Here is a 23,796-nt window from a genome sequence, read left to right as displayed (position 1 = left end):
TGCTGCTTCTTGCTGTTTCCCCCGCCGCTGTCCATCCGGTCGTGCCTTTTGAGCCAACCGATTGTGCAAGGCATCCGATCGGAACTGCCTCGCATCGCTGGCGCCCCCCCCTTCTTTTCACTGTTCCCTTTTGTTCCTGGCGATGCCCGACGCGACACGGCGCGCATCAGGCTGCGACCTTGCTGCGTTCGGGAGATGGCCACAGCGTGGCGCGATTGACTCCGCTAATGACCGCGTCGATGACGGCTACCGCTTCGTCCATGCCGATTCCCGCGCCGTGGCGCAGCGTATCGTCGCCGATCCGGCATCCGACGAACACCGCGATGCGGCCGTCGGTGGTTCGCACGGATTCGCACGACGTGATCTCGATCCGCTGTCCGGCGGCCGTGGCGAGCTCAGCGGCAACGTGCCGTGCATGCGCGTCGTGTGTGCCGCTTGCGGCGCCCGATTGGACGCGCCCGATACGCACCGGGCGTCCGTTCCACTGCACGGTGCTGGTATCGACGCGCCGCGCCGGCCCGGCCACATCGAAATATTCGCGCGCAAACAGCGCGCAGATCGCATCGCCGCTGACTTCCGCGCCTGAACGATCAGCCACGGCCTGCACCGCGTGACTGAACTCGATCTGCACTCGACGAGGCGGCGCGAAGCCCATGCCGCGCTCGAGCAGATAAGTCGCACCGCCTTTGCCTGACTGGCTGTTCACGCGAATCACCGCGTCGTAGCTACGCCCGACGTCGGCTGGGTCGATCGGCAAGTAGGGCACTTCCCACATGGCCCCGGGCGCCTGCTGCGCAAAGCCCTTGCGGATCGCGTCCTGATGCGAGCCCGAGAACGCGGTGTAGACGAGGTCGCCCGCATACGGATGGCGCGGATGCACCGGAATCTGATTGAAGCGTTCGACGACGCGCCGCACGCCATCGATATCGGACAGATCGAGGCCTGGATCGATGCCTTGCGTGTACAGGTTCAACGCGAGCGTGACGAGATCGACATTGCCGGTGCGCTCGCCATTGCCGAACAGACATCCTTCGACGCGATCCGCGCCTGCCATCAGCGCAAGCTCGGCGGCCGCCACGGCCGTGCCGCGGTCGTTATGCGGATGCACGGACAACACGATGCTGTCGCGGTAGCCGAGATTGCTGTCCATCCATTCGATCTGATCGGCGAAGACATTCGGCGTGGACACTTCGACGGTGGCCGGCAGGTTCACGATCATCTTGTGGTCGCGCGTCGGCCGCCACGTTTGCGCGACCGCGTCGCAGACTTCGCGTGCGAACGCGAGCTCGGTCATGCTGAAGGTCTCCGGCGAGTACTGGTAGATCCAGTGCGTGTGCGGCCGTGCGTTCGCATACTCGCGGATAAGCCGCGTGCCTTCTACCGCGAGCGCCTTCACTTCGTCCTTTGACTGGTTGAACACGACCTTGCGGAACGACGGACAGATCGCGTTGTACAGATGCACGATCGCGCGCGGCGCGCCTTCGAGCGCTTCGAACGTGCGTGCGATCAGGTCTTCGCGCGACTGCACGAGCACTTCGATCGTCACGTCGGTGGGAATGCGCGACTCGGTGATCAGCTTGCGGACGAAATCGAAGTCGGTTTGCGAAGCGGACGGAAATCCGACTTCGATTTCCTTGAAGCCGATCGACACCAGCATGTCGAAGAACTCGAGCTTCTGCGCGATGCTCATCGGCTCGATCAGCGACTGGTTGCCGTCGCGCAGATCGGTGCTCATCCAGATCGGCGCGCGATCGATCGTGCGGCTCGGCCATTTGCGGCCATTCAGACGGACGGTGGGAAAGGGACGGTATTTCTCGCCAGGGTTGCGCAACATGATGGGCCTCGTTCGTTTAGTCGTACGCAATGGGGTGACGCACCGGGCGGCTGGCTCGATGCGACGGATGCACGGTCCGCGCGCAGGCGGCAAGCGCCGGCGCTAGATGCAGCAACGAACGGGCGCGGACGAACAACGGTGTGAAGAATGCCATGGCGATGATGACGCCGACGGCGTTCAGCAGCGGAGCGCTTGCAACGTGCATTTGACCCTCGCGACGCGTCCGAATGGTATGCGGGCGCGTACAGACGACTACAAGTTTGTGAAGGAATTACGGTTGGGATGAAACAGGCACTACGGGGTACTTCAGGAGGGACCGCGGAGGCTTTCGGACCGGAGACCTAAGCAAACACGGCGCTACGCCTTGCTTACGCTAGACGTAGCGATAGGGGCCGCGCCAGGCGACCGATGGTAATTCGGAGGGAGTTCAGGATTGAACGCATTGGTCGAATGTAAGTCAGCGGGCGTGCGCGTGTCAACCGCGGATTGTGCGGCGCAGCTATCGTCCGCCGTCTCCCGTATTGGAAGTCAGCACACCCGTTCAGGCCGTTTTCCTTGCGATTCCGGTGATCACTTCGACCTGTCGCTCGATCGCGGCGGGCACGGGCGCCGCACCGCGCATCACGTCGGCGATCCATGCAGCCGTGGTCGCTGCGTCGCGTGCTTCGGGCAGATCGACCGCCGGCGCGTCGGTGGTCGACCGCTCGGGCATCACGAGCGTTTCGCACTGACCATCGTGCAGCCAGTCGATCTGCACCTGGCGGCGTGTGTCGGCGACCGCTTCGCCTTCGGTCCCGCGCGCCAGCAGCGCACCGCCCGCCGCGGCGTCCGGATGTGTGATGAACAACTGCGTAAGGCTCTCGCGATACGGCGGATGCGTGTAGTTCACGAGGCGCAGCGCCGGCGGCGCGAACGGCTGAAGAATTTTCACGAGCGTGTGCGTCGAGTTGCGCACGCCCATCACGCGACGCAGTGCGAGCAGCCGCGCAAGCTTTGGCGCGAGCGTCTCGATCGGCGCAAATGCGACGCGGCGCTCGGCGAGAGAAGCTTCGATATCGGCGTGTGTGCGCGCGGCGGCCACGTCCAGTTCGGCGAAAATTTCCGCGCTCGTCACGCGGCCCGGATCTTCGGTCACACCGTGCACCAGCACGGGCACGCCTTCGCGCGCGAGCAGCAGCGCAAGAAGCGGCACAAGGTTGGGTTGCTTGCGCGCGCCGTTGTAGCTTGGAATGGATACCGCGCGCCACCCGTGATCCGGCACACGGATCGGCTCAAACGACGCGTGTGCGGCGGCCAGCATCGCGGCGAGTTCGTTTGCGGTCTCGCCTTTCAAACGGTAAGCAAGCATCACGGCGCCCAGTTCGACATCGGACACACGGCCATCGAGCATCGCGCGGTACAACGCATGCGTGTCTTCAGGCGGGAGCGCACGGGCGCCGTGCGGACCGCGCCCGATCTCCTTGATAAAGCGGGCGCACGGGAAAGGGGACTGTTCGGTAGCGGCGGAATCGTTCATCGGACTGGGGTTAGCGGTGAGGCGGCGCGGTTGCACCAAACGACGGTTCGTGTGCGGCAGCGATGCCAGTGCTCACCGTAACGGTCGATCGGTTAATCGGAATACGTCGAGTATCGCATGACGCGCGGTTCGCCTGATGCCGGCATCCGCGCACGCGCGCGGCGCGTCACGCGGACAACCCATATCCCGCGAGCAGGCAAGCGTCAAGCGCGCGATATATCAGCGCGTTAAACTCGCTGCTTCGAGATTTCTATCGCCGCGCACGCGGCTTCATATTTGACGGAGAACGGAATGGGTTACGTCTTAACGCCGGCGCCGATTGTCGGCGTGCCGGTGGCCGGATCGGGCGATCAGTTCGCGGTGCGGCGCATCTACTGCGTCGGCCGCAACTACGAGGCGCACGCGCGCGAGATGGGGCACGATCCGAACCGCGAACCGCCGTTCTTCTTTTGCAAACCGTCCGACGCGGTGTTGTACGTCGCGCCGGGTGCGACGGGCGAACTGCCGTACCCGTCGCAAACCGGCAATCTGCACTTCGAAATGGAAATGGTCGCGGCGATTGGCAAGGCTGGCAAAGATATTCCCGTCGATAGCGCGCTCGATCACGTTTACGGTTACGCGCTAGGCCTCGACATGACGCGCCGCGATTTGCAGGCGGAAGCGAAAAAGCACGGCCGTCCGTGGGACACCGCGAAGGGCTTCGACTTTTCGGCGCCGCTCGGGCCGATTCATCCGGTGTCGAAGGTCGGTCATATCGGTAAGGGCGCGATCTGGCTGTCGGTGAATGGCGCCGAAAAACAGCGCTCGGATGTGTCGCAATTGATCTGGTCGGTTTCAGAGACGATCTCGTATCTGTCGACGCTGTTCGAACTGCAGCCGGGCGATCTGATCTTCACCGGCACGCCGGAAGGGGTGGGCGCCGTCGTGAAGGGCGATCTGATGAAGGGTGGCGTCGATGGGCTCGGCGAGTTCAGCGTGCGCGTGGTTTGATTGCGCGGTACACGCGTAGCCAGATAGCGATATCGCTCAGGTGCGGGCTTATCCCGTCCGCACCGGGCCGCATCGGCCGCGTTCGGGAGGGGACATATCAATGAAGCTGTACAGCTACTTTCGTAGTTCGGCCGCGTATCGCGTGCGCATTGCGCTCAATCTGAAGAAGCTTCCTTACGACTATCTGCCGGTGCATCTGCTGCGAAACGGCGGCGAGCAGTTGGCCGCCGCCTACCGCGAGCTGAATCACGATGCGGTCGTGCCGACGCTGATCGACGATGGCCACGTGCTGCAGCAGTCGCTCGCGATCATCGAGTATCTCGATGAAACGCATCCGCAGCCGTCCTTGTTGCCGGGGTCCCCGTCCGATCGTGCGTACATCCGCGGAATCGCGTTGCAGCTTGCATGCGAGATCCATCCGTTGAACAACCTGCGCGTGCTGAAGTATCTGAAGCACACGGTCGGTGCGAACGATGACGTGAAGAACGCGTGGTATCAGCACTGGATCCGTTCGGGCTTCAACGCGCTCGAAGAGCATCTCGTTGCCAGCCGACGCAGCGGTGCGTTCTGTTTCGGCGATACGCCGACTGTTGCGGATGCCTGTCTGATTCCGCAGGTGTTCAACGCGAATCGTTTCAACGTCGATATGAGCGGGTATCCGACGATTCGCGGCATTTACGACGAGGCGCAGAAGTTGAGCGCGTTCGCGGATGCGGCGCCGGACGCACAGCCCGACGCGGAGTAAATCACACGCCGTAGCGACCCGGGACGCGGCGCGGCTGCGCGCCGCGTACAGTTAGCCGCCCAGCAGCGCGTCGGAGAATTCCTCTGCGCTAAACGGCTGCAAATCCTCGACTTTTTCGCCGATCCCGATGAAGTACACCGGCACCGGCCTCTGCCGTGCGATCGCAGCGAGAATGCCGCCTTTCGCGGTGCCGTCGAGCTTCGTCACAATCAGGCCGGTGAGGCCGAGCGCATCGTCGAATGCCTTCACTTGGGCTAGCGCGTTCTGACCGGTATTCGCGTCGATCACCAGCAGCACTTCATGCGGCGCGCCGTCGAGCGCTTTACCGATCACGCGTTTGACTTTGCGTAGCTCTTCCATCAGGTGAAGCTGCGTCGGCAGGCGTCCGGCCGTATCGGCCATCAGCACGTCGATCTTGCGTGCGCGCGCGGCGCCCACCGCGTCGAAGATGACCGCGGCCGGGTCCCCGCTTTCCTGTGAGACGACCGTCACATTGTTGCGTTCCCCCCAGATCGCGAGTTGCTCGCGCGCGGCCGCGCGGAACGTATCGCCGGCGGCCAGCAGCACCGACTGATCGAAGCGCTGCAGGTGCTTCGCGAGCTTGCCGATGCTGGTGGTTTTGCCGGCGCCGTTCACGCCCGCGATCATCATCACGAGCGGCTGATCGCGGCCGAGCATCAGCGATTTTTCCAGCGGCTTCAGCAGGCCGACCAGCAATTCGCGCAGTGCCGCCTTGACCTGCTGTGGGTCGGTGAGCCGCTCGTTGCGGACTTTCTCGCGCAGCGATTCGAGCAGGAACTCGGTCGCGTCGACGCCCGCGTCGGACATCAGCAGCGCGGTTTCGAGTTCTTCGTACAGGTCTTCGTCGATTTTCGTGCCGACGAAAATGCCCGTGATGCTCGAACTCGTCTTCGACAGACCGCTCTTCAGGCGCGTCAGCCACGAACGTTTTGCGGCAGGCTCGGGCGTCGGCGGAGGGACGATCTCAACAGTTTCAAGCGTGTCGGAAGAGGCTTCGGGCTCGACCGCGGCCGGGCCCGGTTGCGGCGCAGGCTGCGGTTCGCGTGCGACGGGTGGGGCTGGCTGGAACGTCGGTTGTTGTGGTTGCGGGCTCGCCTCGTGATGGGATGCGGCGGGCGCGGGTGCGGCTGGTTTTACCGGAGCGGGTTCGATTGCAGGCGTGCCCGGCGCTGCGTCTGCAACAGGTGGCACCGGCGTCGGCGCCGGCTGCGGCGCGGCCGGGCGCGTCTGCAGCGGCGGCGGGGACTGGCTGCTGTCGGCGCGCGACGAGGTCGCAGGCGTCCCGGTTACAACTGGAGCCTCGACGGGCGCCTCGGGCGCCACGTCCGTAGTCTCTGGCGATGCGGCCTGCGCATTGTCGGACGTCTTGGAACCCCTGAATCGTTTGAGAAAGCTAAACATGTGCTGGCGTGTTGAAGAGGCGAGCCGGATCTGGCCGGCGAAGTCGCAAAGCTTAAATACGGGCCATAAGGACAAAGGCCACAGGGCGACGGAGGCCACAGCGCGAAGGTCGCGAATGGGGAAACTGCGGGCAGGCTGCGTCAAAGCCGCAAGCGCAAGCGTGCCATTTTATCAGGCGTCGTCGCACGCGCGGCGTGCTGAGACGTCCACCACCCGTGTGGTAACGTGGGCGCTCCGGACGGTGCGAAGCGCACCGCCGGCATCCGTTCAGCCACCTCCACTTACATGTCCCGTCTTTCGTCATCCCGCGCGCGCAGCGCGCCGCCGCCCGGACGCGGCCACGCCCATACGATCCGCATCATCGGCGGCGACTGGAAGCGCACGCCGCTGCCGGTCATCGATCTCGATGGTCTGCGCCCGACGCCCGACCGCGTCCGCGAAACACTCTTCAACTGGCTCGGCCAGCGTCTTGATGGCCAGCGTTGTCTCGATCTTTTCGCCGGTAGCGGCGCGCTCGGCTTCGAGGCTGCTTCGCGCGGCGCTGCGCGTGTTGTGATGGTCGAGCGCAATGCGCGCGCCGCAGGGCAATTGCGCGCAAATCAGGCAAAACTGGCCGCGCGCGCGATCGAAATTGCCGAAGCGGACGCGCTGCGACTCGCGGCGAGCCTCGCTCCCGGTTCGTTCGACGTGGTGTTCCTCGATCCACCGTTCGGCGAGAACCTGCTCGACCGCGCGCTCGAACTCGCGGCGCCGCTCGTCGCGGCAGGCGGGTTTATGTACGTGGAAGCGGGCGCCGCGCTCGACATCGAACCGATCGCCGCACTTGCCGGATGGACGATTGTCCGGCAGGGCAAGGCCGGTGCGGTCCATTATCATTTGCTGCAACGCGAAAATGATGAATAATGCGCGTTCTATTACAAGTGCCGGATACCGGCCGTTACGCGTTAAAGCGAGGAAGTCGCGCGTTGCGGGCAAGCCGCATCGGCAAGCGGCGCCGGCGCGGCGCACTTTTAGTCTGACGGAAGAGAGGAGAAATCCATGGTAGTCGCCGTGTACCCGGGAACGTTCGATCCGCTGACGCGCGGTCACGAGGACCTCGTGCGCCGTGCGTCGAGCATCTTCGACACGCTGGTGGTGGGCGTCGCCGACAGCCGCAACAAGAGGCCGTTCTTCACGCTGGACGAGCGTCTGGATATCGCGCGCGAAGTGCTTGGGCACTATCCGAACGTGCAGGTCGCGAGCTTCAAGGGGTTGCTGAAGGATTTTGTACGCAGCAATAACGCACGCGTGATCGTACGCGGTTTGCGCGCGGTGTCCGATTTCGAGTACGAGTTCCAGATGGCGGGGATGAACCGCTACCTGCTGCCGGACGTGGAGACAATGTTCATGACACCGTCCGATCAGTACCAGTTCATTTCGGGGACAATCGTGCGGGAGATTGCGCAACTGGGCGGCGACGTCAGCAAGTTCGTGTTTCCGTCGGTCGAAAAGCGCCTGCAGGACAAGGTCGCCGAAAACCAGGCACAGCAGGCGAGTCAGCCGTAATACGCGTAAACTGATGGTTTTACGCAAGACAGGCCGGCGGCGCGTCGACATCGCCCCCGCCGGCGGCAAGTGAGTCCAGTATGGCCCTGATCATTACCGACGAGTGCATCAACTGCGACGTCTGCGAGCCCGAGTGCCCGAACGACGCAATCTCGATGGGCCCGGAAATCTACGTGATCGACCCGAAGAAGTGCACCGAGTGTGTCGGCCATTTCGACGAGCCGCAGTGTCAGCAGGTGTGCCCGGTCGAATGCATTCCGCGCGACCCGCAACATGCGGAAACGCCGGAGCAATTGCTGATCAAGTACCACGCGCTGCAGGCGGCGAAGGGCGTTTGAGCTTTCGGCACCGGCGCCCTCGCGCGCTCTGACGTTAAATGCGCGTGCGGCTTGTTAGAGCTAGCGCGCTTTACTACTTACTACGGCCCAAGCACTGCTCGCAATGCGGCGAGCAGCGTGTCGCATTCGGCATCGGTTCCGATCGAAATGCGCAAATGCTGGTCGATCCTCGGCAATTTGAAGTGCCGCACGAAAATTTCCCGTTCCCTGAGCTTTGCAGCGAGCGTTGCGGCATCGTGACCGTGGTGACGCGCGAACACGAAGTTCGCCGCCGATGGCACGACGTCGAAGCCAAGCGCAATCAATCCGGCTGACAGCCGTTCGCGGCTCGCGACGACCTTCGAGCAACTGTCGCAAAACCACGCGTCGTCCGTATACGCGGCAGTGACGGCAACCTGCGCGACGCGATCGAGCGGATACGAGTTGAAGCTGTCCTTCACCCGTACGAGTGCGTCGATCAATGCGGCGTCGCCGAACGCGAAGCCGACTCGCATACCCGCAAGCGAGCGCGATTTCGATACCGTTTGCACGACCAACAGATTCGGATACCGATTGATCAGCGAGATCGCGGATTGCGCGCCGAAGTCGACATACGCTTCGTCGATCACGACCACCGAATCGGGATTCGCCGCGACGAGCTTTTCGATATCGGCGAGCGGCAATGCATGGCCAGTCGGCGCGTTCGGATTCGGGAACACGATGCCGCCGTTTGGTACGGCGTAGTCGTCGATGCGGATCGTGAACGCATCGTCGAGCGGCACGGTTCGATAGTCGATGTCGTACAGCTTCGCGTACGTCGGATAGAAGCTATACGTGATGTCCGGGAACAGCAGCGGGCGGTCGTGTTTCAGCAGCGCGAGGAATGCCATCGCGAGCACTTCATCGGAGCCGTTGCCCGCGAATACCTGGTCGACGCCGATGCCGTGATGCGCGGCGACGGTCTCGCGCAGCTTGCGCGCGGTCGGATCCGGATAGCGCCGCAACGAATCGGCTGTATCACCGAGTTCATTGCGAATCGCCGCGAGTACCGCAGGCGATGGCGGGTACGGGTTCTCGTTGGTGTTCAGCTTGACCGGATGCGCGAGCGCGGGCTGTTCGCCCGGAACATACGGTGTCAGGCGGTGAACGATGTCGCTCCAATAGCGGCTCAAGCGGGCCTCCTCAATTAAACGCGTCGGGCAGTCACGCGGTGCGCGACATGTATGTGATGCACTAACCGTTGCGATGCAATTGCATCATCGCGCGTTCGAGTTCGCCTTTGACGACTTGCGGCATCACCGCAAGCGCGCGCTCGATCGACGCATCGATGACATCCTGCTCTTCCTTGCGCGGCGGCTTCAACACGAAGTTCGCGACATCGGGTTTTGCGCCGGCACGCGCGCTTTCGGGAATCAGATCGCGCGGGTGTCCGATGCCGATGCGCAAGCGCCAGTATTGCGGCGTGGTCAGGTGAGCGGAGATGTCCTTCAGCCCGTTATGACCGCCGCTGCCGCCGCCTAATTTCAACTTGACCGTGCCGGGCGGCAGATCGAGCTCATCGTGTGCGACGAGAATCTGATCCGGCAGAATCTTGAAGAAGTGCGCGAGCGCGACGACCGACTGGCCGGAACGGTTCATATAGGTCTGCGGCTCGAGCAGATGCACCTCTTCGCCGTGCAGACGCGCTTTCGCATAGAAACCGTGAAAGCGCCGTTCGTCGCGCAACGTCGCGCCGGCTTCGCGCGCAAGTTGATCGACGAGCCAGAAGCCGGCATTGTGCCGCGTCGCGGAATATTCGGCGCCCGGATTGCCGAGCCCAACGATCAGCTTGATCATGTTGTCGAGGATAGGCGGCTATCCGTTAGCTCCGGTAGCCGGTAATTGCTAGGCCTTGGTAACCTGTAAAACCCACAGTAACAGAACTCGTCTGCGTCGCAGGGAAACCGCGAAAAAAAACCCGCCGGGGCGAACCTCGGCGGGTTACGTCGTCCGTTCCATTGAAACGGATCGAGAGGATAGCTCGCGGAATGCTGCGGCTCAGCTCGCCACTCAGGCGGCCGGCTTCGCTTCGCCTTCGCCAGCGGCGGCATCAGCCGCTTCGTCGGCCACTGCGCCAGCCGGGATCGTCGCGGACGCGATCACCGGGTTTTCCGATGCGACGTGCGCGGTCAGCGCAACGCCTGCTGGCAGCGGGATGTCGCTTGCGTGCATCGTCTGACCGGCTTCGATCTTCGCCAGATCGACTTCGAGGAACTCCGGCAGTGCGGCCGGCAGACACTCGATTTCGATTTCGTTCACGACGTGCGAGATCACCGCACCCGCCAGCTTCACGGCCGGGTTGGTTTCCTGGTTCATGAAGTGCAGCGGCACCTTCGTGTGCAGCTTCTTGTTCGGGTCGACACGCTGGAAGTCCACGTGCAGCACGAGCTGACGGAACGGGTGGTATTGCACGTCGCGCAGCAGAACCTGTTGCGACTTGCCGGCCACTTCCAGGTCGAGAATCGACGAGTGGAATACTTCCTTCTTCAGTGCATGCCACAGCGCGTTGTGATCGAGTTCGATCAGTTGCGGTTCGCTGCTTGCGCCATACACAATACCCGGGGTCTTGCCGGTGTTGCGCAGGCGGCGGCTCGCACCCGTACCTTGCAGATTACGCTCGAAAGCGATGACTTTCATTTGCTTCTCCAATGCAACTGCCCGCGACCAGGCAGTAGAAGGGACCTCATTGCCGCGATATTGCTCAATGCAGCGTGAGGCCCCGGACTAAACGGCATGAACCTTCGTTCGTTCATGCCGATTGTGCGAAGCGACCGCGCTTTTGGGAGCGCCGCAGCTTCGCAAATTCGGTTCAGCTTTCCGCGAACAGCGACATCACCGAGTCGCCGCGACGGATACGCGAGAAGGTTTCGGCAAGCAGCCCCGCGCTCGAAAGCGAGCGGATCTTCGCGCACGAACGCGCTTCTTCACCGAGCGGAATGGTGTCGGTGACGACCAGTTCGTCAAGCGCCGATGCGGCGATGCGTTCGCCGGCGCCACCGGACAACACCGGGTGCGTCGCATACGCGAACACCTTCTTCGCGCCGCGCTCTTTCAGCACTTGCGCGGCTTTACACAGCGTGCCGGCCGTATCGACCATGTCGTCCATGATTACGCAGGTACGGCCTTCGACTTCACCGATGATGTTCATCACTTCGGCGACGTTCGCTTTCGGACGGCGCTTGTCGATAATCGCGAGATCGCAATTCAGCTGCTTCGCGAGTGCGCGTGCGCGCACCACACCGCCTACGTCTGGCGACACAACCAGCAGATCTTCGTGATTCTGCTTGCGCAGATCGCCGAGCAATACCGGCGTCGCGTAGATGTTGTCGACAGGGATGTCGAAGAAGCCTTGAATCTGGTCCGCGTGCAGATCCATCGTGATGATCCGCTCGACGCCGGCAATTTCCAGCATGTTCGCGACGACTTTCGCGGAGATCGCGACGCGTGCCGAACGCGGGCGGCGATCCTGACGCGCATAGCCGAAATACGGAATCGCAGCGGTGATCCGGCCGGCGGAAGCGCGCTTCAACGCATCGACCATGATCATCAGTTCCATCAGGTTGTCGTTCGCCGGCGCGCAGGTGGACTGCAGGACGAAGACATCCTTGCCTCGCACGTTCTCCTGAATCTCGACCTGGATCTCACCGTCCGAGAAGCGGCTGACCATTGCTTTGCCGAGGGGAATACCGAGGATCTTGACGACTTCCTGTGCAAGCGCGGGATTTGCGTTGCCAGTAAAAACCATCAGGCCGTCATGGCTGCTCATCATGCACCTGCTTCAGGCTGTGGGAGGCGAGGAACTGCGAGAAATTTTGGCAGGGGAGGAAGGACTCGAACCCTCGCATGCCGGAATCAAAATCCGGTGCCTTAACCAACTTGGCGACTCCCCTACACTAACTTTGAGCACCGCCGGATGCGTAGGAACATCCGACGGTGCGAAACTCATGACGCGAAGCCAAAGAGTGGATGCGTATCCAGGCTCGCCGTTACTGCGCTCATCCATCCGCCCGGCAATGCAGCTTGCGCTGCCTGTGCTTCACCGATGCTGTGGAACGCTGCAAAAACGCTGGCACCCGATCCGGTCATCCGCGCTGGCGCGATGCTATTCGATATGGTTTCGAACCACCGCAACACCTGCGCAACTTCCGCGTATTTTCCCACGACGACTTGCTGCATGTCATTCCGGCCGAATCCGTCTGGCCATTCTGCGCTGCAACCGCGCTGTGTAAGAAAGTCCGTAATTGTGATGGGTTCGGAATCCCTTGTCAACGATTTTTCAGAGAAAATCGCTGCGGTCGGGACGTGTACTTCCGGCTTCACCACAAGGAAATAACGCGGCGGCAATTGTACCGTCTGAAGTGCCTCACCGACACCCTCTGCGAACGCATTTTTTCCAAACACGAAGAACGGCACATCGGCGCCGAGGCGCAGCGCGAGCGTTTGCAATTCGGCTCGCGACAGGTTCAGTCGCCATAGCCGGTTCAATGCGAGCAGCGTGGTGGCCGCATCCGAACTGCCGCCGCCAAGACCCGCACCCATCGGCAACCGCTTGTCGATTTCGATGTCGACCCCTTCATTGACGCCGGCGTGCTCTTTCAGCAGCGTCGCCGCGCGCACGGTCAGGTCGTGCGCGGGCGGCACGTCCGGTACGTCGGTCACGCGCTCGATGCGGCCGTCCGCGCGCCGGGTGAAATGCAGGCGATCGCCCCAGTCGAGCAACTGGAACACCGTCTGCAACGAGTGGTAACCATCGGGCCGGCGGCCGGTGATATGCAGGAACAGATTGAGCTTCGCCGGAGCGAGGCAATCGCGCAGCGAATCGTTCGTGTCGGTCATGAGTCCGGAGTGTGGCGCGTGCGTGTGTGAAGACACGTTATTTTATTGGTCAAGCACGAGCTTGATACCGAGCGGCGGTTCCTCGCGGTTCAGGTTCACGCGTTTCACGCCGGCCGCCGGCGCATCCGCGTACGCGAGATAGTCGATCGTCCAGCCGTCCTGCTCGATCTGCTTTGGCCGCGCCGGATCTTCCGGATCGGGGACCGTGCGCGCTTGCGAAGTCGGTGCGACCGACGGCTGCAACCAGTAGCGCAGTCCTTCGACCGGCAGCGCGAAGCCAAGCGAGTTTTGCATCAGTGTCGTGACGTTGTCGGCGGTGAGCGGCTGACGGTTCGGCAACTCGAGCGTTGCCGACGACGGCGATGACGTTACGATCGCCATCGTCTGGCCAAGCGGATTGCGAAGTTGCACGGTCACGGTGTCGCCGGTTTCACGCCAGTCGAAATTCCCATACGCGTTTTGCTGACGGCCATACGCGTCGACGTATTGCACCGCGAAGCGACCGTGATAGTCACGCGCGGTTTGCGCGGTGATGGCCGTCGCCGCATTCGATGTCGACGGACCTTGCGGCTTGACGCTTGCACAACCGGCGAGCGCGAGGAGCATGGCGGCGGCGAAAGCCGGAAGAACGGGCGCCGCGTAGCGCGGCGCCCGAATGCTGCGGAAAAACCGGTTGAGATGTCGAAGCAGCGGCGCAAAAAAATGCATCAAAGGTCATTCACCTGGAAGCGTTTGAGCGTCTTCAGAAGCGTGTCGTTATCCGGCTCGAGCTTGCGCGCTTCGCGCCATGCGGCGCGCGCCTGTTCCTGATCGCCGCTCTTCCACAGCACTTCACCCAGGTGTGCGCCGATTTCCGCATTCGGCTGCAGGTCGTAAGCCCTGCGCAGAATCTTGATCGCATCCGACGTGTCGCCGAGACGATACTTGACCCAGCCGACGCTATCCATGATGAACGCGTCATTAGGGGCGAGCGACGACGCCTTCTCGACCAGCTTGTCCGCTTCCTGCAGACGCTGGTTGCGATCGGCAAGCGAATACCCAAGCGCGTTGTAAGCCTGCGCGTTATCCGGCTGCGTGCGCATCAGCTTGCGCAACTGCGTTTCCATCACGTCGAACTGGCCGGTCTTTTCGGCCGCCATTGCGTAGTCGTACGTGAGATCGGGATCATCGGGGAAGTCGGCCACTGCCTGCTGCAGCCGCGCTTCGGCTTCCGGATATCGCTTCGCGTCGAACAGGATTGCCGCGTCGGTGCGCGCGAGCAGTGCCTGGTCGCGTGGGTCCATCGCATGAATGCCGGCCAGCAGCTTGCGCGCTTCGTCCGGCTTGCCTTGCTTTTCGAGCAGTTGCGCGCGCGTGATCTGCGCCGGCAGGTACTGCTGGCTCGTCGGCTGGATCTTGTCGAGATAGCTGGCCGCCGCCGCTTCGTTTTTCTGTTCGAGCGACAGTTGCGCGAGGTAGATGTACGCCTGACCCGGATCGGCGTTTTGCGTTTTCTCGGCTTGCTGCGCGTATTGCGTCAGGTAGGCCTGCGCTTCCGGGAAGTTCTTCTGCTGAATCTTGATCAACGCGAGCGCCATCAGCGGCGTGAGGTCGTTCGCGTTGTCCTTGTGCATGATTTCGAACTGCTTTTGCGCGTCATCCAGCCGGTCGCTCGCGAGGTACATCTGCGCCAGTGCGAGGCGCGCGTCATGCGACTTGGGATTCTGCTGCACATACTTTTCGAGCGTTGCGATTCCTTCCTTGCGCTCTTCAGGGCCCATCTGCGCGAGCGTCAACGCGGCCGGCAGGAAGTCCGGCTTCAGCGCGAGCGCCTGTTCGAGCGACTTGCGCGCGCCCGGCGCATCATCGGCGAGCAGTTGCTGGCGTGCGATCGCCAGTTGCGCCTCGGGCCGATTCATGTCGTTCTTCAACAGATTCTGCAGCACTTGCAGGCCGCCCACCCGGTTCGGGCCGCGCGAGATCAGCAACTGCAGCGAAAGGATGCCGGCGCCGCGATTTTCGGGTTTGATCTTCGCGAGCTCGTTTGCGAGCAGCGGCTGCGCGTCGTCGGGCTTGCCGGACAGCACGAGCAACGACGCGTCGAGCTGCGCCGCGCGTTCCGAGCCCGGCGCGTACTGTTGCCACAATTGCGCGGCCGCCAGCGCGTCGGTCGGACTTTGCGCGGCGAGCGCGATTTCAGTTGCGCGCTGCGCCATCCGCGGATCGTGCGTGTCGCGCGCGAGCGCCAGGTACGTCTGGTAAGCGGGCGCCGGCTGGTTCCGCTGCAGCGCGACTTCCGCCGCGAGCACCTGGAACACGATCTGACTACTCAGCGCGACATCCGGAAGATTTTTTTGCTCGTCGGCGTCGGCGCCGAACGCATCTTGCACTGAAACCGAATTGTCATCTGTATCGGGCGACGGGTCCTGCGCATGCGCGGGCAACGCCGCCAAAGTCCATGCGGCCAGCGCAGCGGCGCCGATCAGACGGCGCACGAAGGCTCCGCGCGGCACAATGTCCGCCTCGCCGCGGGGCTCGCGGCCGGCTTCGGCCGGGCGCTTCAGAAAGGGCTTTACGAAGGACAGGTTCATGGAAATCCGTTCAATGTTTCGGTCGATTGTAACGCGCTCGCTACAATACGCGCATAACCAACGACGCAAGTAGCAGACCTGTTAGACATGCCTGAGTTGCCGGAAGTCGAAGTCACACGCCGCGGGATCGAGCCTTATGTGGCCGGGCGGCGTGTCGAGCGAATGGAGGTGCGCACGCCCGCGTTGCGCTGGCCGATTCCCGCGGATCTGCCGCGCATGCTGCGCGGCCGGCTCGTGAAGAACGTCGAGCGGCGCGGCAAGTATCTGCTGTTCGAGATAGACGAGGGTTGGTTCATCGTGCACCTCGGTATGACGGGGACGTTGCGTGTGCTGCGCAATGTGCCGCATCCGCCGGCGGCGGCGAAGCACGACCATGTCGACTGGATTTTCGACGATTTCATTCTGCGCTTTCGCGACCCGCGCCGCTTCGGTGCGGTGCTGTGGCATGCGCGGGCGGACGGTGACGTGCTCGAACATCCGCTGTTGGCGGGACTGGGCGTCGAACCGTTCTCGCCGGCGTTCTCCGGTGCGCTCCTGCACCGCAAGACGCGCGCGCGGACCGTGTCGGTGAAACAGGCGCTGCTGGCCGGAGAAATCGTCGTCGGCGTGGGCAACATATACGCGTCCGAAAGCCTGTTTCGCGCGGGCATCCGGCCGACCACGCAAGCTGGCCGCGTGTCGCTCGTACGTTACGAACTCCTTGCGGATGCGGTGCGCGTCACGCTTGCCGCCGCGATCGAAAAGGGCGGCAGCACCTTGCGCGACTTCGTCGGCAGCAATGGTGAGAGCGGTTACTTCCAACTCGATTATTTCGTCTATGATCGCGCGGGGCTGCCGTGCCGCGTATGCGCAACGCCGATCAGGCAGATCGTGCAAGGGCAGCGTTCCACTTACTATTGTCCGACCTGCCAGCGCTGATTGTTCAATGTCCGTCCTGCCCACGATACCCGCTTTGACCGATTTCTCTGTGCGCTTGATCGCATGGCAACGCCAGCACGGCCGCCATGACCTGCCGTGGCAGAACACCCGCGACGCGTACCGGATCTGGCTGTCCGAGATCATGCTGCAGCAGACCCAGGTGTCGACGGTAGTCCCGTACTACGCGCGGTTTCTCGCGCGCTTTCCGGACATTGCGTCGCTCGCCGCGGCGGCGGCCGACGATGTGATGGCGCTTTGGGCCGGGCTCGGTTACTACTCGCGTGCGCGTAATCTGCATCGCTGTGCGCAGGTGGTCGTCGAGCAGCATCGCGGCGCGTTTCCGGAGTCGGTCGATGAACTCGCGGAATTGCCCGGTATCGGCCGGTCGACGGCGGCTGCGATTGCGTCGTTCGCGTTCGGCGCGCGCGCGACGATTCTCGACGGCAATGTAAAGCGAGTGCTCGCGCGCGTGTTCGGTGTCGAAGGCTTTCCGGGTGAGAAACGCGTCGAGAATGCGATGTGGGCGCTCGCCGAGTCGCTGCTGCCCGCGAATGCGACAAACGACGAAGTCAGCGCTTATACGCAAGGCCTGATGGATCTGGGTGCGACGCTGTGCGTACGTGGGCGGCCCGATTGCGCACGCTGTCCGTTTGCCGCGGATTGCGTCGCGAACGTGACCGGACGTCAGCGCGAACTGCCGGCTGCGCGGCCGAAGAAGGCGGTGCCGACGCGGCGGACCTGGATGCTGGTATTGCGCGATGGAAATTCGGTGATGCTGGAAAAGCGCCCGCCGTCGGGCATCTGGGGCGGCTTGTGGAGTTTGCCGGAGGCCGCCGATGAAGCCGCGCTCGCGCAGCGCGCGCGGTCGTTCGGCGCAAGCGCGGCGGCGTCGCGGCTTGCGCCGCTCACGCATACGTTTACGCACTTTCGGCTCGACATCGAGCCGCGCGTGGTCGAATTGAACCGTGTTGCGGGCGCGCAGGTAGCGCTCGCGGATGGCGAAACGGCGTGGGTCCCGTTAAGCGACATCGACGCGTATGGCGTTCCGGCGCCCGTGCGAAAGCTGCTCGATGGTTTGCAGGGTTCGCTGCTGTAGCGCCGGGTTCTTTTGCTCTTTTGCCGTGGGCGATCGGGTGTCACCGCAGGGGCAATGGTCGCCGCGGTCTCCGCGCTGTCGTATCTCTACAGCAACTGGTGCTGCTGCATATAGTGATGCACGACATCGATACGCGCGCCCGCATCGAGTAGTTCCATCAGTTTTTGTCGCGAGCGCAGCGCAATCGGCAGGACTTCCGACAATCGGTTGGACACCCACGACGGATCGTCGAGCCGGAACGGCTCATGAAACGGCAGGCGATCCGGATCGCGTTCGCGGATGCTGGATATGATCCGTTCGAGCACTTCCGCGCACGCGCCAAACTTTGCCAGATGGGTCGGGCCTTCAAGCGGAACGTCTTCCCCTAGCGGTTCGGCCATGCCCACCAGCAGACCGCTCTGTTCGACCCGGTACGACAGCAGCCTGAAGCGTTGTGTGCCGCGCGCGCGAATCAGCAGCATGCCGAATTCGTCGACATCGCATTGATCGATGTCCGCAAGGCACCCGACCGACTCGGGCACCGACGGCTCATCCGGTTTCGCGACCTCGCCGCCGCTTTTCAGCAGACACACGCCGAACGGCGATTGATCGCGCAGACAGCCGCGCGCCATGTCGAGATAGCGCGCTTCGAAGATCTTCAAGGGCAGAAGCCCATCGGGAAACAGAACGGTGTGCAGTGGGAACAGCGGCACATCGGCAATCACGGACGGGGTAGATGACATGGCGCAACGCTTCGGTTAAGGCCGCGCACGCGCGGCCGGCTAAGCCACCAGCTTCGACGACTGTTCGACGTCGATTGGTGCGTCTCGATGCCGCACGATTACGTTCGCATGAGCCTTCAGACGCGCGGCGAGCGTCTCCGCGATAAACACCGAGCGGTGCTGTCCGCCCGTGCAGCCGATGGCAACAGTCAGATAGCTGCGGTTGTCGTCGCGAAAGTGCGGCAGCCATTTGACGAGAAACGCGTCGATGTCGTCGATCATTTGATGCACGACGGGCAACGCGTCGAGAAAATCGATCACCGGTTGGTCCAGACCAGTCAGCGGCCGCAAGAGATGATCGTAATACGGGTTCGGCAATGTGCGTACATCGAAAACGAAATCGGCGTCGAGCGGCACGCCGCGTTTGAACCCGAACGACTCGAACATCAGCACGAGGCCCGCGTGTTCCTGTTCGATAAAACGTTTGACCCACGCGCGAAGCGTGTTCGCGCGCAGACTGCTGGTGTCGATCTGGTGCCCGAATTCGGCGAGACCCGCGACCAGTTCGCGCTCGCGTTCGATCGCTTCGGCCAGCGAGTTGAGCAGGCCGACGTCCGCATCGTGTGCGGTGGACCCGGACAGCGGATGGCGCCGGCGCGTTTCCGAGAAACGCTGGATCAGCGACTGCGTGCTTGCGTTCAAAAACAGCACGCGCACGTCGTGTTCGCGCGACAGGTCGCGGATCATTTCGGGCATTTCGTCGAGCGATGCGCTCGAGCGGGCATCGATCGCGACGGCGAGGCGGTCGTGGCCGCCGGCGGTGAGGTAGGTCGCGAGTTCCGGCAGAAAGCGCGGCGGCAGGTTGTCGACGCAGTAGTAGCCCGCGTCTTCGAGCGCGTTCAATGCAACAGACTTGCCGGAGCCGGAGATGCCGGTGATCAGGACGATGCGCATGGGGTAGTGAGGTCGGTTCGTTTCATCATAGCATCAGCTTTTTCCACCCGCTCCGCCGCGCACCCTTGTTACTTCAAATGAGCTTGCCTGGGAACTGGCTGTCCGGGTCCTGCATCGCGAGACGCTGGCGGTCCATGAAGTCGCGCAGCGTATCGATACCGCGCAACTGCAGGATCGTGTTGCGCACTGCCGCTTCGACCAGCACCGCGAGGTTGCGGCCGGCCGCCACCTGAATGGTCACCTTGCTGATCGGCAAACCGAGCACGTCGACCGTCTGGCTTTCGAGCGGCAGACGCTGGAATTCGCCGTCCGGCCGGCGCACCAGCTGAACGATCAGCTTGAGCTTCATCTTCCGGCGTACCGCGGTCTCACCGAAGATCGTCTTGATGTCGAGCAGGCCGAGGCCGCGCACTTCGAGCAGGTTCTGCAGCAACGGCGGGCAGCGCCCTTCGACGAAATCCGGTCCGAGCCGTACGAAGTCGACTGCATCGTCCGCGACGAGGCCGTGGCCGCGGCTGATCAGTTCAAGGCCAAGTTCGCTCTTGCCGAGGCCCGAGTCGCCTGTGAGCAGCACGCCCATGCCGAGAATGTCGAGAAACACGCCGTGTAGCGTCGCGCGCGGTGCAAGGATGCGCGACATATAGAGCCGCAGGCTATCGATGACTGCCGCCGGCGACATCGGCGTGGTGAACAGCGGCGTCGACGAGCGCGTGCAGCGCAACACCAGTTCCGGCGGCGCGGCCACGCCGCCCGCAACCACGAGGAACGGCGGCTCGAGTGCGATCAGTTCGGCCATATGGCGCGAGCGGTCTTCGTCGGATTGGCGTTGGTAGTAATTGGTTTCGGCTTCGCCCAGCACCTGAATCCGGTTCGGGTGGATCAGGTTCAGGTGGCCGACGAGGTCCGCACTGGACGTTGCAGTGGCAACCGTTTCCGCCGAAAAGCCGCGCTCCCAGCCTTCATGCCCGGTCAGCCAGCTGAGCTTTAGCGTGGCGGCATTGTCGTCAAAAATACTTTGGGCGTTGATGCTGGACGTATCCATGTGTCCATGACTCCGGTGTGCGCCGCTTATGTGCCGCTATCTGCCGCTTCCGCGCTCGTTGCCGCGACGCGTGCGCCGCGAGTTGGCCGGCGCGGGCCATTTGGGTTGCGGTTCTGGTTGCAATCCGGTCTGCCGGCTAGTCTCCGGCGGCAACCGAGGCTGCGCGAGCCGGCGACGGCCGATCGCGCGTCAGACGGTTACTTCGCGGGTTACCCGCGCAATCGCCGCCGACCGGTTGGCCAACCGCCGCGCAATCCGGGCGATGCCCCTGGTCGCGCATTGTGCCGCTATGTTGGTATCTGTCAAGGTTGCCACTGAGTGAGCAGGCTATGCAACGCCTCGCGATTTTCTTCCGTGTGCAGGCGCTCGCGGGTTTCGCGGTCGGACAGCAACTGGGCAATCTCCGACAGGATTTCGAGGTGCTGCTGGGTCGCCTGTTCGGGGACCAGCAGGAAGATCAGCAGCGATACCGGCTGGCCATCCGGCGACTCGAATGGAATCGGGTCCGCGAGACGCACAAACGCGGCGAGCGGCTGCTTCAAGCCTTTGATCCGGCCATGTGGAATCGCCACGCCTTCACCGAGCCCGGTCGAGCCAAGGCGCTCGCGCGCGAACAGATTGTCGGTGACGGTGCTGCGGGCGATGCCGTTCTGGTTTTCGAAGATCAGGCCCGCTTGCTCGAATACGCGCTTCTTGCTGGTAACGGAAAGGCCGACGACGACGTTCTCGAGCGGAAGATATTTGGCTAAACGATTCATGTTGGCAGGCGCGTTGATCGCCTGGGTTCTCCTCGCTGTGGCGTTTGAATAGCGTTCCATGCTCGGCAGATGCTCACGGCGATGCGCAGTTGAGCCCAAAAAGCAGGACTCGGGCTGATAGACCCCGAAAGTGACCAAAACATTATAGAACAGCGTTGCAATGGATGGTGCGCCGCGCCATGGCAGTCGGTTTCGCATCCGAAGCACACGCGAGCGTACCTGATCGAAAAATGGCGATTATCTGGGTGCACCTTTCACCAAACGAAAAAACCGCCCTGAAATGGGCGGTTTTGCGTAAGTGGACTCGCGTCGCGCGGCGAGTTGCCGGGCTTCGCGGCCTGTTGCGGCCAGTAGCGAGGCCAACCACCGCTTATTGCGGCGGCACCTCCACCGGAATCGCCACCGGTTGATACTTGATTGCTTCGTGCTGGTGGCCTTGCAGACGATCCTTGTGACGAATGACTTGCCTGTCCAGCTTGTCGATCATCAGGTCGATTGCCGCGTACAGATCGCTATCGCAGCTCTCGACAAAAATATCCTTGCCCTTCAGATGCAGGTTGATTTCAACCTTTTGTCTCTTTTCCTTTTCCTTGTGATTGTCGACCGAGAGGACCACGTTGCCGTCGATCACCTGATCAAAATGCCTTAGCACTCTATCTAACTTGGTGATCACGTATTCTCGCAATGCTGGTGTGACTTCGAGATGGTGTCCACTGATCTTCAGATTCATAGTGCTTCTCCAAGCGAATGGCCGCCAGGATCCGCATGGATTGCGACAGCGCCGGTCGATCTGCCGGCCCGTCTGTGCTGCTCCCCGGCAACAGCACGACAGGTCGTATCGGCCAGCCTGCTCCGCCAACCAGCGGCGCGGCCGGAAAATGCCCGCCGCGGAAAGCAGCGAGCTACAGAGACTTGCGCAGATTGACTGCTGGGATCTTTAACGCTTCGCGGTATTTTGCTACGGTGCGCCGTGCAACCACGAAACCTTGTTCGGCCAGCAGTTCGGCAATGCGGCTGTCTGAAAGAGGAGATTTGGTGTCTTCAGCTCCTATCAGTTGCTTGATGAGCGCGCGAATGGCCGTGGAAGAGGCCGCGCCCCCGGTGTCGGTCGATACGTGCGATCCGAAGAAGTACTTAAATTCAAGCGTCCCGAATGGGGTGAGCATGTACTTTCCGGTTGTCACACGCGAGACCGTCGACTCGTGTAGGCCCAGCGTATCAGCTATTTCCCGCAAAACCAAGGGGCGCATGGCAATTTCACCATGGGCAAAAAAATTCTTTTGACGCTCGACAATCGCTTGCGCGACGCGCAGGATCGTTTCAAATCTTTGCTGGATGTTTTTGATCAGCCAGCGCGCTTCCTGTAGTTGTTGACGCAGCGATCCGCTGCCCGGATCGCCCCGGTTGTTGCGCAGAATATTCGCGTAAAGATGGTTGATGCGCAGCTTCGGCACCACTTCCGGATTCAACTCGGCGAGCCATCCCTGTGCCGTTTTGCGCACCATGATGTCGGGCACCACGTAGTCCGCTTCGGCCTTGCCATAGGCCGCGCCCGGAAACGGTTCGAGCGAGCGGATCAGCGTATGCGCGTCGCGCAGGTCGTCATCGTTTGCTTTCAAATGTTTGCGCAAACGCGTGAAGTCGCGAGCGGCAAGCAGTTCCAGATGGTGCGCGACGATCTCGAGCGCAAGCGTGCGCGTCGGCGACGGCTCGAGCCGACACAGTTGCAGCTTCAGGCATTCGGATGCGGAGCGTGCGCCCACACCGGCCGGATCGAAACTATGCAGCAGCGCGAGCGCCGCGTTCAATTCGTCGAGATCGACTTCGAGTTCTTCTGGCAGGTCTGCCAGCACTTCTTCGAGCGTGGCAGTCAGGTAACCGTCGTCGTCGAGCGATTCGATCAGGAACGTGACGAGCGCGCGATCTCGCGGACTAGCCTGCGTGACGCGCAACTGCGCGGTCAGATGATCGCGCAGCGTAGTGGTGGATTCGTGGATTTGCAACGGCGGCAGATCGTCGTCATCCGAAGCGTTGCCGGAGCGGCCGTAATCGTCCAGATTCCACTGGGTCGCATCGGCGTTGCTGTCCGACGCGAGGCCATTGTATTCGTCGACGCCCTGTGGCTCGCTGCTCTCCGCGGTTTCACCGGATGCGGAAGAACCAGACGACGGCATGCTAGCCATCGGCTCCGGCGCAGCGTTGGCCGGCGCTTGCGCGATTACCGAGCCGTCGGCCGCCACGCGCAGCGGGCTTGCGATCCAGTCGTCCTCGGTTTCGAGTAGCGGGTTCTGCGAAATCGCCATCGAGACCTCTTGTTGCAGCTCAAGCGTAGACAGCTGCAGCAGCCGGATGGACTGTTGCAGTTGAGGTGTCAGCGCAAGATGCTGCGACAGGCGGAGTTGGAGGCTAGCTTTCATGGCAGTGAATTCATTGTAGAGAGTTTGCCACGACCGCGAAACCTTGCGACACCGCATAAATGCGGGTGGTGGAGATTTTTCGATGCGGATCGGCGC

Annotated in this window: 23 protein-coding genes and 1 tRNA gene; 7 read left to right on the top strand and 17 right to left on the bottom strand. The window is 62.6% G+C overall.

The genetic code is table 11. From position 1 onward, the window contains the following. Positions 1-166: 166 nt before the first annotated feature. Both leuA and ybiB read right to left on the bottom strand, forming a co-directional pair. A complete protein-coding gene (gene leuA / locus BX592_RS05405; protein WP_134190631.1) occupies positions 167-1,834 on the bottom strand; it encodes a 2-isopropylmalate synthase in 1,668 nt (555 codons plus the stop codon). 541 nt (positions 1,835-2,375) lie between these two features. Further along, positions 2,376-3,350 (bottom strand): DNA-binding protein YbiB, encoded by a 975-nt coding sequence (gene ybiB, locus BX592_RS05400; RefSeq protein ID WP_134190630.1) that lies wholly within the window; start codon positions 3,348-3,350, stop codon positions 2,376-2,378. A gap of 291 nt (positions 3,351-3,641) precedes the next feature. On the opposite strand from ybiB, the gene BX592_RS05395 reads away from it, so the two are divergent. Both BX592_RS05395 and maiA read left to right on the top strand, forming a co-directional pair. Continuing rightward, complete coding sequence (locus BX592_RS05395; protein WP_134190629.1) at positions 3,642-4,340, top strand: fumarylacetoacetate hydrolase family protein; 699 nt, start codon at positions 3,642-3,644, stop codon at positions 4,338-4,340. A gap of 100 nt (positions 4,341-4,440) precedes the next feature. Next, positions 4,441-5,085, top strand: coding sequence for a maleylacetoacetate isomerase (maiA, locus tag BX592_RS05390; RefSeq protein WP_134190628.1), 645 nt, complete (start codon positions 4,441-4,443; stop codon positions 5,083-5,085). Positions 5,086-5,136: 51 nt separating this feature from the next. Here the strand turns inward: maiA and ftsY are convergent, their stop codons facing one another. Further along, positions 5,137-6,507 (bottom strand): signal recognition particle-docking protein FtsY, encoded by a 1,371-nt coding sequence (gene ftsY, locus BX592_RS05385; RefSeq protein ID WP_341803417.1) that lies wholly within the window; start codon positions 6,505-6,507, stop codon positions 5,137-5,139. A 285-nt stretch (positions 6,508-6,792) separates the two neighbouring features. Between ftsY and rsmD the strand changes: the two genes are divergently transcribed. The 3 genes from rsmD to BX592_RS05370 all read left to right on the top strand — a co-directional run bounded on the left by rsmD (position 6,793) and on the right by BX592_RS05370 (position 8,390). Beyond that, entirely contained in the window at positions 6,793-7,410 is a 618-nt protein-coding gene (gene rsmD / locus BX592_RS05380) for a 16S rRNA (guanine(966)-N(2))-methyltransferase RsmD (protein WP_134190627.1), read from the top strand. Positions 7,411-7,545: 135 nt separating this feature from the next. Next, a complete protein-coding gene (gene coaD, locus BX592_RS05375) occupies positions 7,546-8,052 on the top strand; it encodes a pantetheine-phosphate adenylyltransferase (RefSeq protein WP_134190626.1) in 507 nt (168 codons plus the stop codon). An 80-nt stretch (positions 8,053-8,132) separates the two neighbouring features. Beyond that, a complete protein-coding gene (locus tag BX592_RS05370) occupies positions 8,133-8,390 on the top strand; it encodes a YfhL family 4Fe-4S dicluster ferredoxin (protein WP_134190625.1) in 258 nt (85 codons plus the stop codon). An 80-nt stretch (positions 8,391-8,470) separates the two neighbouring features. Here the strand turns inward: BX592_RS05370 and hisC are convergent, their stop codons facing one another. From hisC to BX592_RS05330, 8 genes are all read right to left on the bottom strand, one after another. Next, the gene (gene hisC, locus BX592_RS05365; protein WP_134190624.1) at positions 8,471-9,541 is read right to left on the bottom strand and encodes a histidinol-phosphate transaminase; all 1,071 of its coding nucleotides are present in this window, start codon (positions 9,539-9,541) and stop codon (positions 8,471-8,473) included. Between the two features lie 61 nt (positions 9,542-9,602). Further along, positions 9,603-10,205 carry an aminoacyl-tRNA hydrolase gene (pth, locus tag BX592_RS05360; RefSeq protein ID WP_134190623.1) on the bottom strand — a complete coding sequence of 201 codons (603 nt, stop codon included), beginning with the start codon at positions 10,203-10,205 and terminating at the stop codon, positions 9,603-9,605. Positions 10,206-10,418: 213 nt separating this feature from the next. Next, complete coding sequence (locus BX592_RS05355) at positions 10,419-11,045, bottom strand: 50S ribosomal protein L25/general stress protein Ctc (protein ID WP_134190622.1); 627 nt, start codon at positions 11,043-11,045, stop codon at positions 10,419-10,421. Positions 11,046-11,217: 172 nt separating this feature from the next. Further along, complete coding sequence (locus tag BX592_RS05350) at positions 11,218-12,174, bottom strand: ribose-phosphate pyrophosphokinase (RefSeq protein WP_134190754.1); 957 nt, start codon at positions 12,172-12,174, stop codon at positions 11,218-11,220. Between the two features lie 47 nt (positions 12,175-12,221). Then, positions 12,222-12,298, bottom strand: a tRNA-Gln gene (locus BX592_RS05345). Between the two features lie 52 nt (positions 12,299-12,350). Continuing rightward, a complete protein-coding gene (ispE, locus tag BX592_RS05340) occupies positions 12,351-13,244 on the bottom strand; it encodes a 4-(cytidine 5'-diphospho)-2-C-methyl-D-erythritol kinase (RefSeq protein ID WP_134190621.1) in 894 nt (297 codons plus the stop codon). A gap of 42 nt (positions 13,245-13,286) precedes the next feature. Beyond that, complete coding sequence (lolB, locus tag BX592_RS05335; RefSeq protein WP_377681507.1) at positions 13,287-13,850, bottom strand: lipoprotein insertase outer membrane protein LolB; 564 nt, start codon at positions 13,848-13,850, stop codon at positions 13,287-13,289. A gap of 101 nt (positions 13,851-13,951) precedes the next feature. Next, a complete protein-coding gene (locus tag BX592_RS05330) occupies positions 13,952-15,814 on the bottom strand; it encodes a tetratricopeptide repeat protein (RefSeq protein ID WP_134190619.1) in 1,863 nt (620 codons plus the stop codon). An 87-nt stretch (positions 15,815-15,901) separates the two neighbouring features. On the opposite strand from BX592_RS05330, the gene mutM reads away from it, so the two are divergent. Then, positions 15,902-16,732: a bifunctional DNA-formamidopyrimidine glycosylase/DNA-(apurinic or apyrimidinic site) lyase gene (mutM, locus tag BX592_RS05325; protein ID WP_134190618.1), complete on the top strand. Its 831-nt coding sequence runs from the start codon at positions 15,902-15,904 to the stop codon at positions 16,730-16,732. A 7-nt stretch (positions 16,733-16,739) separates the two neighbouring features. After that, a complete protein-coding gene (gene mutY, locus BX592_RS05320; protein WP_134190617.1) occupies positions 16,740-17,828 on the top strand; it encodes an A/G-specific adenine glycosylase in 1,089 nt (362 codons plus the stop codon). 86 nt (positions 17,829-17,914) lie between these two features. On the opposite strand, the gene BX592_RS05315 is transcribed toward mutY, so the two are convergent. The 6 genes from BX592_RS05315 to BX592_RS05290 form a co-directional block, all read right to left on the bottom strand. Continuing rightward, complete coding sequence (locus tag BX592_RS05315; RefSeq protein ID WP_134190616.1) at positions 17,915-18,550, bottom strand: LON peptidase substrate-binding domain-containing protein; 636 nt, start codon at positions 18,548-18,550, stop codon at positions 17,915-17,917. Positions 18,551-18,589: 39 nt separating this feature from the next. Continuing rightward, positions 18,590-19,483 carry an RNase adapter RapZ gene (gene rapZ, locus BX592_RS05310; RefSeq protein WP_134190615.1) on the bottom strand — a complete coding sequence of 298 codons (894 nt, stop codon included), beginning with the start codon at positions 19,481-19,483 and terminating at the stop codon, positions 18,590-18,592. Positions 19,484-19,556: 73 nt separating this feature from the next. Continuing rightward, entirely contained in the window at positions 19,557-20,525 is a 969-nt protein-coding gene (gene hprK / locus BX592_RS05305) for an HPr(Ser) kinase/phosphatase (protein WP_075155712.1), read from the bottom strand. 302 nt (positions 20,526-20,827) lie between these two features. Next, complete coding sequence (locus BX592_RS05300) at positions 20,828-21,343, bottom strand: PTS sugar transporter subunit IIA (protein WP_134190614.1); 516 nt, start codon at positions 21,341-21,343, stop codon at positions 20,828-20,830. Between the two features lie 310 nt (positions 21,344-21,653). Then, entirely contained in the window at positions 21,654-22,013 is a 360-nt protein-coding gene (hpf, locus tag BX592_RS05295) for a ribosome hibernation-promoting factor, HPF/YfiA family (protein ID WP_134190613.1), read from the bottom strand. 172 nt (positions 22,014-22,185) lie between these two features. Beyond that, the gene (locus BX592_RS05290) at positions 22,186-23,700 is read right to left on the bottom strand and encodes an RNA polymerase factor sigma-54 (RefSeq protein ID WP_134190612.1); all 1,515 of its coding nucleotides are present in this window, start codon (positions 23,698-23,700) and stop codon (positions 22,186-22,188) included. Between the last annotated feature and the right edge of the window lie 96 nt (positions 23,701-23,796).

The organism is Paraburkholderia rhizosphaerae, from assembly GCF_004366595.1.
Classification (GTDB): domain Bacteria; phylum Pseudomonadota; class Gammaproteobacteria; order Burkholderiales; family Burkholderiaceae; genus Paraburkholderia; species Paraburkholderia rhizosphaerae.
This window is presented reverse-complemented; position numbering and strand designations above follow the sequence as displayed.